We start from the raw sequence: 16488 nt of genomic DNA, 5'->3' as shown, positions 1-16488 counted from the left end.
GGTTCGTCGGCCAGGTCGGGCGATCGGGTGTCCGGCCTCGCAGGCTTCGTCCGCCGGCCGACCTGGCGGGGCCTTTGGGTCACCTGACCCCGCCGCCGGGCGGCCGACAAGGCGGCTTCGCTTTTCGGGCGGGGCGGGATAAGACCGGGCCATGAACACCCCCGCCCCTTCCCTGTCCCCCGACCAGGCCGATGCCTGGGACGCCCTGGCCGAGGCCTTTGGCGCGTCGGGCATCGACCTGATCGCCGAGGAGTTGCAGCCCCCGCAGCCCGGCAAGGGTCGCGTGATGGCGGTCATCGGCAAGGCCGGGTCCGGCAAGACGCTGCTTCTGTCGCAGATCACCAAGGCCCTGCGCGATGCAGGGGTAGAGGTCGTCAGCGGCGATTACGAGGGCCGCCGCCGCAAGGACCGGCGCAGCGTGGCGATCCTGGCGCCGACGAACAAGGCGGCCTTCGTCTTGCGGATGCGCGGCGTGCCCGCGACGACGATCCACCGCATCCTTTACACGCCCGTCTATGATCCCGAATATGAAAAGCTGGCCGAATGGCTGACCGGCACCGGGGACCGCCCCGCCGTCGAGGGGATGACGGACACGGCGCTTGACCGGGCAAAGGCGTTCTATGACCAGCACAGCTCCATTCCCGGTGCGCTTGCGGCGGCGGGCTTGCGCGGGTCCGACTTCATCCGCGGCTGGAAACGGCGCGAGGATGCCCTGGATGTCGGCCTGATCGACGAAGCCTCGATGCTGGACGAAAAGCAGTTCGACGACCTGCGCGAGATTTTCCCGCTGCTGGTGCTGTTCGGCGATCCGGCCCAGCTTGCCCCGGTGGGCCAGTCGGGCGAAATGGTCTTTGAAAAGCTGGCCCCTTCGCAGCGGCTGGTCCTGAACCGCATCCACCGGCAGGCCGGTGACAGCCCCATTCTGGATCTGGCCCATGCGCTGTCCGACGACGCCCTGGGCTTCGACGATTTCGAAAGCCTGATCCGCGCCGCCGCCCGCAAGGACGACCGCGTCGTCTGGGCCGAACGGGTGGAAAGCGACCTGATGGCGCGCAGCCCGGTGCTGGTCTGGCGCAACGCCACCCGCATCCGGCTGATCCACGCCTTCCGCGCGGCCTATGGCGCGCCGGGTGATGCCCTGCTGCCGGGCGAGCCGCTGATCTGCGACGGGCTGGAACTGCCCTTGAAGCATCGCAAGAAGCGCATCGACCTGGAGGCGCGGGGGCTGATCAAGGGCGCGCAGGTCGTCTATCTGGGACCGGGCCGCAAGCCGGGCTTTTCCCGCCTGCACGTCATCGGGGCCGAGGATCCGCGCCTGTCCGCCGCCAGCATCGTCAAGATCGAACTGCCGGACGAGGATGAACCCTTCATCCCCTTTGCCGCCCGCATGGGCGCCACCTTCCTGCATGGCGCGGCGGTGACGATCCACAAGTCGCAGGGCAGCCAGTGGCCAGACGTGCAGGTCTTCGGCCCCGACATCAGCGCCGCCGCCTGGTCGAACCGGACCGAGGCCGGGATCCCCCTGTGGAAGCGGCTGGCCTATGTCGCGATCACGCGGGCGCAGGAACGGCTGCTGTGGGTCACAAAGGCCCGGCTGGCGCGGCCGTCGGCGGCACTGGGAACAGATGACCTGGATGCGCCGGTCGCCGATCTTGCCCTCGCGGGCGAGGACGACTGACAAGCCGGGGGTTTCACACCCCCGGGCCCCCGTGGGATATTTCAGCCAAGGTGACTGTCAGCGCGGGCGCTTGCGGTGGTCCAGGCGTTCGATGGACAGGCGCAGGGCCTCGACCAGGGCCTCCTTGGGAATGCCGGTTTCCTGCGAAAGCCGCATGATGCCGAAATGGACGCGGGCCAGTTCCTGGTAATAGCGCGTGAAGGTATAGTTGATCGACGCCCCCACCACCGCCCCGAAAAGCGGCGCAGCCTGGGCGGCCAGCTTCTGGCCCATCGATACCGACAGGCGCGGCGCGACCTTGCTGATCAGCCCCTGCACCGTCTGCCCTGTCACCGACATGCGCGCGGCCAGCAGGCCCAGATCGGTGGAATCATCCTCGGCCATCGGACCGGCGGCGGCAAAGATGCGCAGGCATTCCATGCGCACCTCCTCGCTGTCGGGATCCAGCCCGTGTTCGACGGCAATATCCAGCATGGCGCGCAACAGCAGGGTGATGGTGAAGGGCAGCTCGATCATCGCGCCGGCAAAGCCGCCAACGCCGCCGGCAGCCCCGCTGACGGTCGAGGCCATGCGGTTGAACCAGTCGCCCCGGTCCCGCACCATCCGCCGCGAACTGGTGGCGGCGGCAAAGGCGCGGTTCAGCGCCGTGCGCGTGATCCGGTCCATGCGGCTGCGCACGAAGCCTGGCAGCTTCTCGATCAACCCCTCGGCGCTGTTTCCGACGACCGACATCAACTCCATCCCCAGTCCGCCGGCATCCAGGTAGCGCCGCGCAAGGCGGTCGATCTGGACATGGACGGAAGGGTCATTGATCGGCGGAAGCACCAGCTGCGGATTGGTCGCCATTATCATCCTCTTGCGAAACGGCCAGGTCTGGGGGTTCCACGGTGACACAGGCCGAGGCGGCGTCAAGCCCGCGCACCCGATGCGCCAGGGCCTCCACCACCTGCGGCGAGGTTTCGCGCGTCACCTGCCCCGTCACTCCAACCCAGGCACCCCGAGAGAGTTCCAGTCCCAGCACCCGGTCGGGGTTCGTGGGCGGCGGCATCACCACGTCGTCCAGCCTGGCAAAGCCGAAGCGGTTGTAATAGGGCGCATCGCCCACCAGCAGCACCCGCGCCCAACCCAGCTTGCGCGCCCGCGCCAGGCTGTTGCGCATCAGAAGGCCGCCCAGCCCCTCGCCCTGCGCGGTCGGATGGACGGCCACCGGTCCCAGCAGCAGCACGGGCTTCTGCGCCACCCGCACCGGCCAGAAGCGGATCGCGGCCAAAAGGATGCCGTCCGTGCGCAGCACCAGGCACAAATCGGCAACCTTCGGAACGCCGTCCCGCAGGCGGTATGACGACAAGGCGGTCCGGCCTGGCGCAAAGCACAGGTCGTAAAGCGCCTCGACCTCAGGTTCGTCGGCGGCGGTTTCGGGGCAGATCTCGTACATCGCGCCTCCTGTCGGGTCCTGGCGCCCCTTAGCATGGGGAGGGGGACGATGAAACATGCCGGGGCATTGCGGCCCAGTGCTGCTGATGGCAGGTTGTCCGCGCATGGATCACAGGAGGCCCGCGATGTTCTACCGCCCTGAAAACGGCCACGGGCTGCCCCATAATCCCTTCAACGCGATCATCGCGCCGCGTCCGATCGGCTGGATCTCCACGCGCGGCTCGGCGGGCGACAACCTGGCGCCTTATTCCTTCTTCAACGCGGTGGCCTATGTCCCGCCGCAGGTGATGTTTGCATCGACCAGTTCCAAGCCCGACCGGAACGGCACCAAGGACAGCGTGGCCCAGGTCATCGAATCGGGCGTCTTCTGCGTCAACATTGCCACCGGCGACCTGCGCGACCAGGTAAACGCGTCGTCCGCGCCCCTGCCCGCCGGTGTCAACGAGTTCGAGGCGGCGGGTATCGAGGCTGCCGAATGCGACACCATCGCCTGCCCGCGCGTGGCTGGCGCGGCCGCTGCCCTAGAATGCCGCATGACCCGCGTCGTGCCCTTGGCCGGAGAGGCGAACTTCGTTGTCTTCGGCGTGGTCACGGGCGTCCATATCCGCGATGACTGCGTGGTGGACGGCCGCTTCGATCCCCGTCCGGCGGGCGGCTGGATTGCACGGCTTGGCTATCGCGATTATGCCGCCGTCCAAGACCTGTTCGAAATGGAACGCCCTGCATGAGCCTGAACGTCAAGGATTACATCCGCACCATTGTCGATTTCCCTCATGAAGGGATCATGTTCCGGGATGTGACGACCCTGTTCGCGGATGCGCGCGGCTTTCGCATCGCGATCGACCAGTTGCTGGCGCCCTATGCCGGCGCGCGGATCGACAAGGTCGTGGGGCTGGAAGCACGCGGCTTCATCCTGGGCGGCGCGGTGGCGCATCAGCTGTCCACCGGCTTTGTCCCGATCCGCAAGAAGGGCAAGCTGCCCGGCGCAGTGATCTCGCAGGCCTACCAGCTTGAATACGGCGAGGCCGTGGTCGAGGTTCACGACGACGCGTTGAGGCCGGGCGAGCGGGTCCTGATCGTGGACGACCTGCTGGCGACCGGCGGCACGGCGGCGGCGGGGATCAGCCTGTGCCAAAGGCTGGGCGCAAAGGTGGTAGGCTGCGCCTTCGTGATCGACCTTCCGGACCTGGGCGGGCGCAAGCTTCTGGAGGGTCTGGGCCACGAGGTTCATGCGCTGACGGCGTTCGAGGGCGATTGAACGCTATTTCAGCGGGTCATGCCCCCAGTTCATCAGCGAATGGCGCCAAGGGCTGTCCTTCTTGTCGGTTTCGGGCCCGCCCTGCGCGGTATGGCGCTTGATGTAACCCACGACCTTGGCCATGTGCGACCAGTCGTCATCGGTCAGCTCGGACTTCTTCCTGTCCTTGATCTCGATGATGCGGCGGCCGGACTTGTGGCCGGTGCTCTCGCCTTCGCCTGCGGCATCGCCGACGGACTTGCTGTCCTCGGTCTCCAGCCAGGTGCGAAGCTCGGACGGGGTCATGTTGACCAGATCCCGCCATTCCTCCCAGATATCGTCATGCGACTTCATGTGTGCCTCTTTTCCCAGCGAACACCGGGCAGGCGCGACAGGTTCCTAAAGCGGCAGGATCACCCCCGGATTCATGATCCCCGCGGGATCCAGCGCATCCTTGATCGCCCGCATCGCCGCCAGCCGGGTTGGATCGCCCCATTCGGCCAGTTCCGCGGCCTTCAGCCGCCCCACCCCGTGTTCCGCCGAAAACGACCCGCCGCGTTCCACGACCATCTGATGCACGGCGCGCGACAGGCTGCGGCGGATGTCGTCATAGGTGTCGCGCGTCCGACCCTCGGCCGGGAACAGGTTGAAATGCAGGTTGCCGTCGCCAAGGTGGCCGAAGCAGTTGATGCGCAGGTCGGCCATGTCCACCAGCATGGTGCTGGCATCGCGGATGAAGCGGGCGATTTCCGACAGGGGTAGGCTGATGTCGTGGCTGGCAATGGCGCCGATGTGGCGGTTGGCGTCGGGGATCGTCTCGCGGACTGCCCACAACTCGGCCGCCTGCTGGCCTGACCGGGCGATCACGCCGTCGCTAACCAGGCCGGCCTCGGCCGCGTCGGTGAACAGGCCTTCAAGCGCCTCGTCGGCCGACAGGCCTGCAGGAAGGCCCACCTCGATCAGGACCAGCCAGTCGGGGCGGTCCGCGAAGGGCTGGCGCAGGGCGGGAAAGGCCACGTCCAGGAAGCGAAGCCCCTGCCCCGAGATCAGTTCAAAGGCCGTCACGCCCCCGGCCATGCGCGCCTGAGCCAGGGACAGCAGGGTCAGCGCAGCCTCGGGCGATTCCACGACCAGCATCGCGACGCCGGTTTCAGCAGGCACCGGGGCCAGCACCAGGGATGCGGCGGTGATGATGCCCAGCGTGCCCTCGGCCCCGATCAGCAGGTCGCGCAGGTCATAGCCGGTGTTGTCCTTTCGCAGACGCTTCAGGTCATGCATGACCTGCCCCTGCGGCAAGACCGCCTCGATCCCCAGGCACAAGGCGCGGGCATTGCCATAGCGCAACACGTTCACACCGCCCGCATTGGTCGCCAGCACCCCGCCAATCTGGGCCGTCCCGCCCGATGCAAGGGCCAGCGGAAACTGCCGGCCCACCCTGGCCGCAGCCTCGCGGACCTGCTGCAGGGTCGCGCCAGCCTCGGCCAGGATCACGCCTTCCTCGGGATGGATGTCACGGACGCGGTTCATCCGTTCCAGCGACAACAGAAGCGGCACCGTGCCGTCCGACATCACCTGCCCGCCCACAAGGCCCGTGCCGCCGCCGCGCGGCACGATGGGAACACGAGCGCCTGCGCAGGCGCGGACGACGGCCGCCACCTCCTCGACCGTGCGGGGCGCCGCGACCAGGCCCGCCCGGCCCCTGAAGCGCCCGCGCGGTTCTTCCAGATAGGCGGGGCCGATCTCTCTCAGCACGCCTTCGGGAAGCAGGCGCCCAAGCGCGTCGGTGGCGTCATTCAGCATCATCTGTTCCTATCGCGCATCCGTGCGGCCACGGCGGTCGCTGCGCAGGTTGGCGTAAAGCACGTGGTTGCGCCACCGCCCATCGATCTGGAGATAGCTTTGGGCAACGCCCTCATACTTGAAACCGGACTTTTCCAGAACGCCACGCGATGCCGCGTTTTCCGGCAGGCAGGCGGCCTCGATCCGGGACAGGTCAAGGGCGGTGAAGGCGTGATGGACCAGGGCGCCGATGGCTTCGCGCATATAGCCCTGGCGGGCAAAGTCCTGCCCGATCCAGTAACCGATGGTCCCCGACTGGGCCGGGCCGCGCCGGATGTTGTCCAGCGTGATCGCGCCCAGCAGCACGCCGTCGCGCCGCAGCACGAACAGCGGCAGCGCCGTGCCGCCCCGGCTGGCACGCGCCGCCCAGTAGACGCGGTTGACGAAGCTCTTGCGCGACAGGTGGTCGGGCGACCAGACGGGTTCCCAAGGCGTCAGGAAGGCGCGACTGGCCTGCCGCAGCGAGGTCCAGGCATGGAAATCCCCGTGGGCAGGCAGGCGCAGCACGATCCGTTCGGTTTCCAGCCGCACGGGTCGTGGTCGGAGGAACATCAGGCGGCAAGCCGTTCGGCAAGCGCGTCCCGCGCGGGCGCGGCCTTGACGGGGCCGTAAAGCGCAAGTGCGGGCCGGGCCTGGGCAATCAGCGCCTGCGCATGGGCGCGCACCTCGGTCACGGTGACGGCGGCGATGCGATCCGCAACCTCGGCCGCGTCCGGCACCCTGCCCCAGATCGCCAGCGTCCGCGCCATGCGTTCGGCCTGGGCCGACGGGCTTTCCAGCGACATCAGCAGGCTGGCACGCAGTTGCGCCTTGGCACGGGCAACCTCGGCCTCGGACATGTCATCGGCGGCGCGCTTGATCTCGTCCACGGTCAGGGTGGAGAGATCGGCCAGATCCTCGGCCCCGGTGCCGGCATAGACCGTCAGCATCCCGGTGTCGTCGTGAAAGCCCGACTGCGCAAAGATCGTATAGCACAAGCCCCGTTCCTCGCGGATCTTCTGGAACAGCCGCGAGGACATGCCGCCGCCGAGGGCGGAGGAGAAGATCTGGGCCGCATAGAAGTCGGGCGCCAGATAGCCCGGCCCTTCCAGGGCCAGGGCAAAATGCGCCTGTTCAAGCTTCTTGACCTTGCGGGTTTCCAGCCCCTGCCAGCGAGCGGCCTCTCGCGGTGCCTGGATCACGGGGGCAAGATGCCCGAAGGCGCGTTCAGCCAGCCGCACGATGCGGTCGTGATCGACCGCGCCGGCGGCTGCCACGATCATCTGGCCGGGACCATAGTTTTCCGCGACAAAGCCCGCCAGGTCGGCGCGGCCGAAGCTGCTGACCCGTTCGGCCGGTCCAAGGATCGTGCGGCCCATCGGCTGGTTGGGATAGGCGGCCTCTTGCAGCCAATCGAAGATGATGTCGTCGGGCGTGTCCATCGACTGCCCGATTTCCTGCAGGATCACGCCGCGCTCGACCTCGATCTCGCGTTCGTCGAAGACGGGGTTCAGCACGATGTCGGACATGACGTCAAAGGCCAGATCGACATCGTCTTCCAGCACGCGCACGTAATAGGCCGTCGCATCGCGCGAGGTATAGGCGTTGATATAGCCGCCCACATCCTCGATCGCCTCGGCGATCTGCAGGGCGGTGCGGGTCGCGGTGCCCTTGAAGGCCATGTGTTCCAGGAAATGGGCGATGCCGTTCTGCTCGGGACGTTCGTTGCGCCCGCCTGCATTCACCCAGATGCCCAAGGCTGTGGAATGCAGCCCCGGCATCAGGCGCGTGGCGACGCGCAATCCGTTGGGCAGGGTCGTGACGTGCAGGTTCGGGTCTTGGTTCACTGGGTTCTCCGCTCAAGGATCAGCGACTTAAGCGCCTCGACGTCATTTTCAACCCGTGTCACCCGTTCGGGCAGGTCGAACAGGGCGGCCATATGCGGCGGCAGCGGGGGCCGAAGGCCGATGGCCTGTTCCACGGCATCGGGGAACTTGGCGGGATGGGCGGTGGCCAGGGTCACCATCGGCACGCCGGGTTCGACATGCTGGCGCGCGACGGCCACGCCGACGGCGCTGTGGGGGCACAAAACCTCACCGGTTTCGGCGCGGATGGTGCGGATCATCGCGACGGTCTCTTCCTCGGACACGCGGCCCGACAGGTATTGCTCGCGCAGCGTCTGAAGCGCACCCTGGCTGATGGTGAAGCCGCCGGCCTTCAATTCGTCCATCAGTTGCGAAATCGCCGCCGCTTCGCCGCCATAGGCCAGATAAAGCGCGCGCTCGAAGTTGGAACTGACCTGGATGTCCATCGACGGGCTGATCGAAGGCTCGACCGTGCCGACGCGGTATTCGCCCGTGGTCAGGGCACGGTGCAGGATGTCGTTCTGGTTCGTTGCCACGATCAGCCGGCGGATCGGCAGGCCCATCGCCCGCGCGATGGATCCCGCGAAGATGTCGCCGAAGTTGCCGGTCGGCACGGTGAAGTCCGTCTCGCGCATCCCCAGGCTGGCGCAGGCCGTGAAGTAATAGACGATCTGCGCCACCACCCGCGCCCAGTTGATGCTGTTGACGCCCGCCAGTCCCACCTGGTCGCGGAAGGCGTGGTCGTTGAACAGATCCTTCAGCCGCGCCTGGCAGTCGTCGAAGTGGCCGGTCACGGCAAGCGCGTGGACGTTGGCGGCGTCCGGCGTCGTCATCTGGCGGCGCTGCACCTCGGACACGCGGCCATGGGGGAACATGATGAAGACGTCGACATTGTCGATGCCCTTGAAGGCCTCGATGGCGGCCGAGCCCGTGTCGCCCGAGGTCGCGCCGACGATGGTGATCCTTTCGCCCGACCGCTTCAGCGCGATCTCGAACAGTTGGGCGATCAACTGCATGGCGAAGTCCTTGAAGGCCAGCGTCGGCCCGTGGAACAGTTCCAGCAGGTGATGGCCGGGGGCCAGCTGGAGCAGGGGCGCCTTCGCCGTGTGTTCGATGCGGGCGTAGGCGCGGTCGATGGCGCCGCGCAGCTCGTCGTCGGTAAAGCTGTCGCCGGTGAAGGGGCGGACGACGCGGAAGGCCACTTCCTCATAAGGCAACCCGTCCAGGTCGTTCAGTCCGCCAAATGCCGGGATCGTCTCGGGCAGGTACAGGCCACCGTCGCGGGCCAGGCCGGACAGCATCGCCCCTTCGAAGTTCAGCACCGGGGCCTGGCCCCGCGTCGAGACGTAACGCATCCGTATTCCCTTAGTATTTCCGCTGCCTGATACGCCAGATCAGGGCCACTGTCATCCCTGCCCAGGTTGCCGCGATCAGGAACCACTGGACGGCATAGGACAGGTGGTTGTTGGGGATCCCCTCGACCGCGACGGGGATCGGTTCCACCCCCTGCGCGTCGCCCTCGACGAAGCTGGCGACCACCAGGATCGGCTGGGTATCCAGCACCTCGGCCATGGCGGGCACGTCGCGGGCGAACCAGATATTCTCGTCCAGATTAGGGTCGGGCGTGGCGCTGCCCTTTTCGTCGGGCCAGTGCAGGTTGCCCCGGATGTTCAGCCGGACGGGGGGCCGTTCGACATGGCGCAGCTCCTGCGGGACGAAGCCGCGGTCGACCATGATCGCCCGCCCGTCATCGGTGACAAAGCGCGACACGACCTGGTAGCCGCCGCCCTGTTCCTTGGTATGGGACAGCACGTCGATTTCTGCCCCGGTCGTGGTGCCGCTGACCGTCACGGGCAGGTATTTCATCGAGGGGTCGACGGCGGCAGGCAAGGGCACGGGTTCGGCCTGGATACCGGCCTCGATGCTGGCGATCATGCCTTCCTTCCAGTCCATCCGGCGCAGTTGCCACAGGCCAAGCTGGATCAGGATCGCGCAGCCGACGATGCCAAGGATCAGGGGAAACAGGATGCGGCGCATGAGGATAAAGCCAGGGGCAAAGAAAAACGCGCGGGGCCATGCCCGCGCGCCATGTGTCAGGTCATGCGGGGATCAGCTGCCCCAGACATAGACGACCGCGAAAAGGAACAGCCAGATCACGTCGACGAAGTGCCAGTACCAAGCTGCGGCCTCGAAGCCCACGTGCTTTTCCTGGCTCATCTGGCCGTTCATCAGGCGCAGCAGGCAAACGGCAAGGAAGACCGTCCCGATGATGACATGGATGCCGTGGAAGCCCGTCGCCAGGTAGAAGGCGCTGGCATAGGACGTGTCGGCCAGGCCAAAGGCCGCGTGGCTGTATTCGTAGGCCTGCAGGATCGAGAAGACGACGCCCAGGATCACGGCGACGATCAACCCGTTGATGGTGGTCTTGCGGTCGTTGTCATGGACAAGCGCGTGGTGCGCCCAGGTCACGGCGACGCCCGACAACAGAAGGATCAGCGTGTTGATGAAGGGCAGGTGCCAGGGGTCGAAGGTCACGATGCCTTCGGGCGGCCAGACGCCGTCCTTGATCGGGCTTTCCGGGCCCATCGGATACAGCGCGTTCTTGATGAAGTTCCAGAACCAGGCGACGAAGAACATCGCCTCGGAGATGATGAACAGGATGAAGCCGTATTGCAGGCCGATGCGCACCACCGGGGTATGGTCGCCCGCCTGGCTTTCGCGGACCACGTCGGCCCACCAGCTGTACATCACGTAAAGCACGCCGACGAAGCCGATCAGGAACAGCCAGGGGCCGTTGACCGGAATGCCCAGCAGATGAACCTCGCCAGAATGCATCCAGCCTACTGCGCCATACAGCATCAGGAAGGCCGAGATGGCGGAAACGAAGGGCCAGATCGACGGCGGAAGGATATGGTAATCGTGGTTCTTTGCGTGCGCCATGAGCTATCCCCGTCGGCTCCTTGAGGTATTCAGTTGACGTTATCGGCCGGTGCAGCGTCAAGAGACGCCTGCTTCGGCTCGGTCCGGTGGAAGGTATAGGACAGGGTGATGTCCCTGATCCAGCTTGCGTCGCGATCCGTGACCAGTTCCGGGTCCACATAGAAGCTGACCGGCATCTCGATCCGCTCGCCCGGCTGAAGGGTCTGCTCGGTGAAGCAGAAGCACTCGATCTTGCTGAAGTAATAGCCCGACACTTCCGGCGCGACGTTGTAGCTGGCGGTGCCGGTGATGGGCACGTCGGAATTGTTGATGGCCTCGTAGAAGGCCAGGCCGTTCTCGCCAATCTTGATCTCCATGCTGGTCTGCATGGGGCGGAAGGTCCATTCCAGGTTCTTGTCCACATTGGCGTCGAAACGGACCCGGACGACCTCGTCCAGCACGTGATCGGGCGCCGAGACCGCCACTTGGGTCGTGCCGCCAAAGCCGGTGACGCGGCAGAACCAGTCATAGAAGGGCACAGCCGCCCAGGCCAGCGCCCCCATCGTCACGACGACGCCCACCAGCCATGTAACGGTCTTCTTTTCGGGCGACATGCTCATTCCTCTGCCTCCTGGGGAAGGACCGAGACGCGCGGCTGGTGGTCATAGGCTTCCATCAGGTCGCCCTGCTGGACCTTCACGACCGTCAGCCCGAAGACCAGGGCGACAAAGGCCACCAGCACAAGCCCCAGCCCGACATTGCGGGACCGGCGCCGCTTGTGAAGTTCATGTTCCGTATTCAGCGCCATCACCAGGCCCCCGCTGCATTCTGGACCAGCAATGCCACGAAGTGCAGGAACAGATAGTAAAGAGACAGCTTGAAGACGCGCTTTTCCACCGCATAGCCATCGGCCACCGCCGCAGCCTCGTCCCGGCGCAGGATCTGCCAGCCGCCGTGGATGAACAGCGCGTTCAGCACCACCGCCGCGGCCAGATAGATCGGCCCGCCGACCGACGTAAGCCCCAGCCAGATCGCGAAGGGCGCCAGCACCAGCGTATAGGCGAAGATGTGGCGGCGCGTCGCGGGGCGGCCATGCGTGACCGTCAGCATCGGCACCCTGGCCTCGTGATAGTCGGACTTCATGAACAGCGCGAGCGCCCAGAAATGCGGCGGCGTCCAGAAGAAGATCAGCGCGAACATCAGAAGCGATTCGATGCTGATCCCGCCCGTGGCGCAGGCCCAGCCGATCATCGGCGGGAAGGCACCGGCAGCGCCGCCGATGACGATGTTCTGCGGCGTCCAGCGTTTCAGCCAGATGGTGTAGACCACGGCATAGAAGAAGATCGTGAAGGCCAGGAAACCCGCCGCGAACCAGTTCGCGGCCAGGCCCAGCATCATCACCGAAAAGCCTGCCAGGATCAGGCCCAGCGACAGCGCCGCGCCCCCCTCGATCCGGCCTGCCGGGATGGGGCGGCCCTGGGTGCGGCGCATCACGGCGTCGATGTCGGCGTCATACCACATGTTCAGCGCGCCCGACGCCCCGCCGCCAAGCGCGATGAACAGAACCGAACAGAAGGTGATGAAGGGATGCACGTCGACGGGCGCCACCCACAGGCCGACAAAGGCGGTGAAGACGACCAGCGACATCACCCTCGGCTTGAGCAGCGCGACAAAGTCGCGGAACTCGGCCTCGGGGGCGCCGTCATAGGTGTTGATGTCGGTCATCTCGTCTTCGGTCTGGCTTGTGTCGCTGGTCCGACCGACGGTCAGTCGGCCTCGGCCAGCGTCACGGTTTCATCGGTGGACAGCGCGGCGGTCGCCGGCGCCCCTTCAAGCGTGCCGCCCTGTTCGGCGACCCATTCGGCATATACCTCGGGGCTGACGGCCTTCACGACAATGGGCATATAAGCGTGGTTGATGCCGCAGAGTTCGTAGCAATGGCCGAAATAGACGCCTTCCTGCTCGACATTGAACCAGGCTTGCGCGATGCGGCCCGGAACGGCGTCCTGCTTGACGGCAAAGGCGGGAACCGACCAGGAATGGATCACGTCGTTGCCGGTCACCTGCAGCAGCACCGTCTGGCCGACGGGCACGACCACGGCCGTATCGGTGGCCAGCAGGAACTCGTCCTCGGAATAGCCATAGTCGGCCAGTTCTTCCTTGGCCAGCATGATCGAATCGAAGCTGATCCCGTTCTCGGGATATTCATAGGACCAGTACCACTGGTTGCCGGTGGCCTTGATCACAACATCGGGGTCGGCGGGCATTTCCTGGCTGCGGAACAGCGCCGGCAGCGAAAAGGCCCCGATCGTCACCAGGATCAGCACCGGCACCAGCGTCCAGGCCACTTCCAGCGGGGTGTTATGGGTAAAGCGGGCCGGAACCGGGTTCGCGCGCCTGTTGAACCGCAGGATCGCATAGGCCAGAAGCCCGCAGACGATCAGCGTCACGACGGTGATGATGATCAGCACGAAATGATCCAGCCACTGCTGGTCGCGGGCCAGTTCGGTGGCCGCGGGCTGGAAGTTCACGCCGCGCGGCTCGGGCTTGCCGATCACGGGCAGTTCGCCCAACACATCCTGCGCAAAGGCCGACCCGGCTACCATTCCCGCCGTCGCAAGCCCCGAAGCTGCCGCGACTGTCCGGCGAATCATCGCTATTGCCATCATCCCATCCCGTTATCCTGGCGCGGCCGCGCGACCGCAGGTCGCCCAAGGGCGGCCCTTTTCCTTTAACACTGACCGTTCTATGACCATATCTCGTCCCAGCGGGCAAGTGATACATAAGCCTGCCCAAGCAAATTACCGGCACTGGGCCGCCCGGGCCGCGTCAGAAAGATGAGCCGCCATGAGCCGAACCTCTTTTGATCCGTTTACCTCGCATCTCGACCGGGACCGGGCCCTGGCGGTCCTGCGCGAAGCCACGGCGGGGGCCGAGGATGGCGAGTTGTTCCTGGAACATTCGGTGTCTGAATCGTTGGTCTTCGACGACGGGCGTCTGCGCAACTCGGGCTATACCGCCGAACAGGGTTTCGGCCTGCGCGCCGTCCGCGGCGAGGTGACGGGATATGCCCATTCGACCGAGATTTCGGAACCGGCCCTGCGCCGCGCCGCCGAGACCGCCCGGCTGGCCGTGGGCCAGGGCGGCGGGGTCATGGCGCCCGCCGCACCCATGCAGGTGCAGCCGCTATACATGGCCGCCGACCCCGCCGAGGGCGTTCCCTTTGCCCAAAGGATCGAGCTTTTGCGGCAGATCGACGATTATGCCCGGTCGCGCGACCCGCGGGTGGTTCAGGTGACGGTCTCGCTGGCCTCGTCGCTGCAGCAGGTGGCGATCCTGCGCCCCGAGGGCGGGCTGGTGACCGACATCCGCCCCATGGCGCGGCTGAATGTCAGCGTGATCGTCGAGAATAACGACCGCCGTGAATCGGGCGGGCATGGCGGCGGCGGGCGCATTCCGCTGGCCGGGTTGATGGACCCGGCCCATTGGCAACCCGCCGTGGACGAGGCGCTGCGCATCGCCCTGGTCAACCTGCGGTCCGTGCCCGCGCCGGCTGGCGTGATGGATGTCGTGCTTGGCCCCGGCTGGCCCGGTATCCTTCTGCACGAGGCCGTGGGCCATGGCCTGGAAGGCGATTTCAACCGCAAGAAAGCATCGGCCTTTGCGGGGCTGATGGGACAACGTGTCGCAGCCCCCGGCGTGACGGTGGTGGACGACGGCACCATCCCCGACCGGCGCGGGTCCATCGGCGTTGATGACGAAGGGATGTCCCCTGCCCGCAACGTGCTGATCGAGGACGGGATCCTGGTCGGCTACATGCAGGACCGCCAGAACGCGCGTCTCATGGGGGTGGATCCGACCGGCAACGGCCGGCGGCAAAGCTTCTCGCACGCGCCGATGCCGCGCATGACCAACACCTACATGCCCGGCGGCGAAGCGGACCCGGCCGCGATCCTGGCGGACCTGAAGGACGGCATCTATGCAGTGGGCTTCGGCGGCGGCCAGGTGGACATCACCAACGGCAAGTTCGTGTTTTCCTGCACCGAGGCTTATCGCGTCAGGAACGGCGTGGTGGGCGACCCGATCCGGGGCGCGACGCTGATCGGCGACGGGGCGACCGCGCTGCAGCAGGTGCGCGCCATCGGCAACGACATGGCCCTGGATCCGGGCATCGGCAATTGCGGCAAGCAGGGGCAATGGGTGCCGGTGGGCGTGGGCCAGCCGACGCTGCTGATCGGCGGGCTGACGGTCGGGGGCTCGGCTGCCTAGAGGACGCTAACCAGTTGTTAACCGCTGCGGCGTAATGCTGATTCTCGGACAAGGGCCGGAGGCAGCATGGATACCGGGCATCTTCCTTTCGACAGCCGCAGCGTTCAGGACGACGACCTCAGCGTCCTGCGCCTGATCCGGTCGCGCCGCGTCGGGCCGGCGACCTATCATCGGCTGATCGCCGAACATGGCAACGCACGGGCCGCGCTTGCGGCCCTGCCCGAAATCGCTGCCGCCGCCGGGATCGCGGATTACGAAGCCTGCCCCGAAGGCGTGGCCGCCGCCGAACTGGCCGCAGGGCGAAAGGTGGGCGCGCGGCTGATCCGCTGCGATTCGCCCCTTTATCCGGCCGCGCTGCGCGAAATCGACTCTGCGCCGCCCGTCTTGTGGGTGCGCGGCGATCCTGCCTGGCTGTCCAGGAACCCGGTCGCGGTGATCGGCGCGCGCAACGCATCGTCCCTGGGGCTGCGCATGGCGCGCGGCATGGCGGCGGGACTGGGCGAGGCCGGGCATACGGTCGTGGCAGGCATTGCCCGGGGCATCGACACGGCGGCCCATAACGCGGCCCTGCCCACGGGCACGGTGGCCGTCATGGCGGGCGGGGTCGATGTGATCTATCCGGCGGAAAACGTGGTGCTGGCCGCGCAGATCGTCGAAAAAGGCGTGCTCGTTTCGGAACAGCCGCCCGGCACGGAACCGCAGGCGCGCCATTTCCCGACCCGCAACCGCATCGTGTCGGGCCTGTCCCTGGCCGTTGTGGTGATCGAGGCCGCGCACAGGTCCGGCACGCTGATCACCGCCAAGAACGCGCTCGACCAGGGGCGCGAGGTGATGGCGGTGCCCGGCCATCCGATGGACGCCCGCGCGGGCGGCTGCAACCAGTTGATCCGCGACGGGGCGATCCTGGTGCGCAACTCGGCCGATGTCTGCACGGCGCTTGGCCGGGAACCAGAGCTTGCCGGAATAGCCGAGCCACCTGCGTTCCCCGCCTCGCGTCCCGAACCCGCCGATCCGGCGCAGATCGAGGCGCGAATCCTGTCCCGCCTGGGCCCCTCGCCCTCGGATGAAAACGACGTGATCCGCGACCTGGGCCTGCCGGCCGCAACGGCAAGCGCCGCGATCCTGTCGCTGGAATTGCAGGGCCGGCTGCTGCGGGTGCCGGGCGGGCGGCTGGCACTTGGCTGACGGGCGCACACGCGGCGGATGATTTCGGCAGGTTGACACTGGCAGGCCCCCGACCCATGTTCCCGGCCCATCGCAAGGTCCCC

Annotated in this window: 17 protein-coding genes and 1 pseudogene; 5 read left to right on the top strand and 13 right to left on the bottom strand. The window is 66.7% G+C overall.

Annotated elements, in window-relative coordinates; genetic code table 11:
* Positions 1-151: 151 nt before the first annotated feature.
* Positions 152-1678, top strand: coding sequence for an ATP-dependent DNA helicase (locus IE224_RS05740; protein ID WP_191308674.1), 1527 nt, complete (start codon positions 152-154; stop codon positions 1676-1678).
* Between the two features lie 57 nt (positions 1679-1735).
* On the opposite strand, the gene IE224_RS05735 is transcribed toward IE224_RS05740, so the two are convergent.
* Positions 1736-2524: an EcsC family protein gene (locus IE224_RS05735; protein ID WP_229849253.1), complete on the bottom strand. Its 789-nt coding sequence runs from the start codon at positions 2522-2524 to the stop codon at positions 1736-1738.
* 115 nt (positions 2525-2639) lie between these two features.
* Positions 2640-3113 (bottom strand): annotated as a pseudogene (locus IE224_RS05730) (GNAT family N-acetyltransferase); the annotation flags it as partial.
* A 124-nt stretch (positions 3114-3237) separates the two neighbouring features.
* Here IE224_RS05730 and IE224_RS05725 point away from each other — a divergent pair.
* The gene (locus IE224_RS05725; RefSeq protein WP_167621358.1) at positions 3238-3840 is read left to right on the top strand and encodes a flavin reductase family protein; all 603 of its coding nucleotides are present in this window, start codon (positions 3238-3240) and stop codon (positions 3838-3840) included.
* Positions 3837-4370, top strand: coding sequence for an adenine phosphoribosyltransferase (locus tag IE224_RS05720; RefSeq protein ID WP_191308670.1), 534 nt, complete (start codon positions 3837-3839; stop codon positions 4368-4370). The genes IE224_RS05725 and IE224_RS05720 overlap by 4 nt, the downstream gene beginning before the upstream one ends.
* Positions 4371-4373: 3 nt before the next feature.
* Here the strand turns inward: IE224_RS05720 and IE224_RS05715 are convergent, their stop codons facing one another.
* The 11 genes from IE224_RS05715 to coxB form a co-directional block, all read right to left on the bottom strand.
* A complete protein-coding gene (locus tag IE224_RS05715; RefSeq protein ID WP_191308668.1) occupies positions 4374-4703 on the bottom strand; it encodes a DUF3140 domain-containing protein in 330 nt (109 codons plus the stop codon).
* A 45-nt stretch (positions 4704-4748) separates the two neighbouring features.
* On the bottom strand, positions 4749-6149 hold the full coding sequence (locus tag IE224_RS05710; RefSeq protein ID WP_191308754.1) for an FAD-binding oxidoreductase: 1401 nt from the start codon (positions 6147-6149) through the stop codon (positions 4749-4751).
* Between the two features lie 9 nt (positions 6150-6158).
* Positions 6159-6740: a GNAT family N-acetyltransferase gene (locus tag IE224_RS05705; protein WP_191308666.1), complete on the bottom strand. Its 582-nt coding sequence runs from the start codon at positions 6738-6740 to the stop codon at positions 6159-6161.
* Positions 6740-8014, bottom strand: a complete 1275-nt coding sequence (locus IE224_RS05700; RefSeq protein WP_191308664.1) for a M16 family metallopeptidase — start codon at positions 8012-8014, stop codon at positions 6740-6742. The genes IE224_RS05705 and IE224_RS05700 overlap by 1 nt, the downstream gene beginning before the upstream one ends.
* Positions 8011-9387: a threonine synthase gene (gene thrC / locus IE224_RS05695; protein ID WP_191308662.1), complete on the bottom strand. Its 1377-nt coding sequence runs from the start codon at positions 9385-9387 to the stop codon at positions 8011-8013. The genes IE224_RS05700 and thrC overlap by 4 nt, the downstream gene beginning before the upstream one ends.
* A 10-nt stretch (positions 9388-9397) precedes the next feature.
* Complete coding sequence (locus IE224_RS05690; protein ID WP_191308660.1) at positions 9398-10069, bottom strand: SURF1 family protein; 672 nt, start codon at positions 10067-10069, stop codon at positions 9398-9400.
* 72 nt (positions 10070-10141) lie between these two features.
* A complete protein-coding gene (locus tag IE224_RS05685; RefSeq protein ID WP_167621351.1) occupies positions 10142-10972 on the bottom strand; it encodes a cytochrome c oxidase subunit 3 in 831 nt (276 codons plus the stop codon).
* A gap of 29 nt (positions 10973-11001) precedes the next feature.
* A complete protein-coding gene (locus tag IE224_RS05680; RefSeq protein WP_191308658.1) occupies positions 11002-11571 on the bottom strand; it encodes a cytochrome c oxidase assembly protein in 570 nt (189 codons plus the stop codon).
* Positions 11568-11759 carry a cytochrome c oxidase system small membrane protein gene (locus tag IE224_RS05675; RefSeq protein ID WP_167621349.1) on the bottom strand — a complete coding sequence of 64 codons (192 nt, stop codon included), beginning with the start codon at positions 11757-11759 and terminating at the stop codon, positions 11568-11570. The genes IE224_RS05680 and IE224_RS05675 overlap by 4 nt, the downstream gene beginning before the upstream one ends.
* Positions 11759-12676 (bottom strand): heme o synthase, encoded by a 918-nt coding sequence (cyoE, locus tag IE224_RS05670; RefSeq protein WP_167621348.1) that lies wholly within the window; start codon positions 12674-12676, stop codon positions 11759-11761. The genes IE224_RS05675 and cyoE overlap by 1 nt, the downstream gene beginning before the upstream one ends.
* Before the next feature lie 41 nt (positions 12677-12717).
* Complete coding sequence (coxB, locus tag IE224_RS05665) at positions 12718-13605, bottom strand: cytochrome c oxidase subunit II (protein ID WP_229849252.1); 888 nt, start codon at positions 13603-13605, stop codon at positions 12718-12720.
* Between the two features lie 193 nt (positions 13606-13798).
* On the opposite strand from coxB, the gene tldD reads away from it, so the two are divergent.
* Together tldD and dprA are read left to right on the top strand one after the other, a co-directional pair.
* Positions 13799-15220: a metalloprotease TldD gene (gene tldD, locus IE224_RS05660; RefSeq protein WP_191308656.1), complete on the top strand. Its 1422-nt coding sequence runs from the start codon at positions 13799-13801 to the stop codon at positions 15218-15220.
* 66 nt (positions 15221-15286) lie between these two features.
* Positions 15287-16405 (top strand): DNA-processing protein DprA, encoded by a 1119-nt coding sequence (gene dprA, locus IE224_RS05655; protein WP_191308655.1) that lies wholly within the window; start codon positions 15287-15289, stop codon positions 16403-16405.
* Positions 16406-16488: the final 83 nt, after the last annotated feature.

The sequence above is a fragment of the Paracoccus aerius genome, assembly GCF_014656455.1.
Lineage (GTDB): Bacteria > Pseudomonadota > Alphaproteobacteria > Rhodobacterales > Rhodobacteraceae > Paracoccus > Paracoccus aerius.
This window is presented reverse-complemented; position numbering and strand designations above follow the sequence as displayed.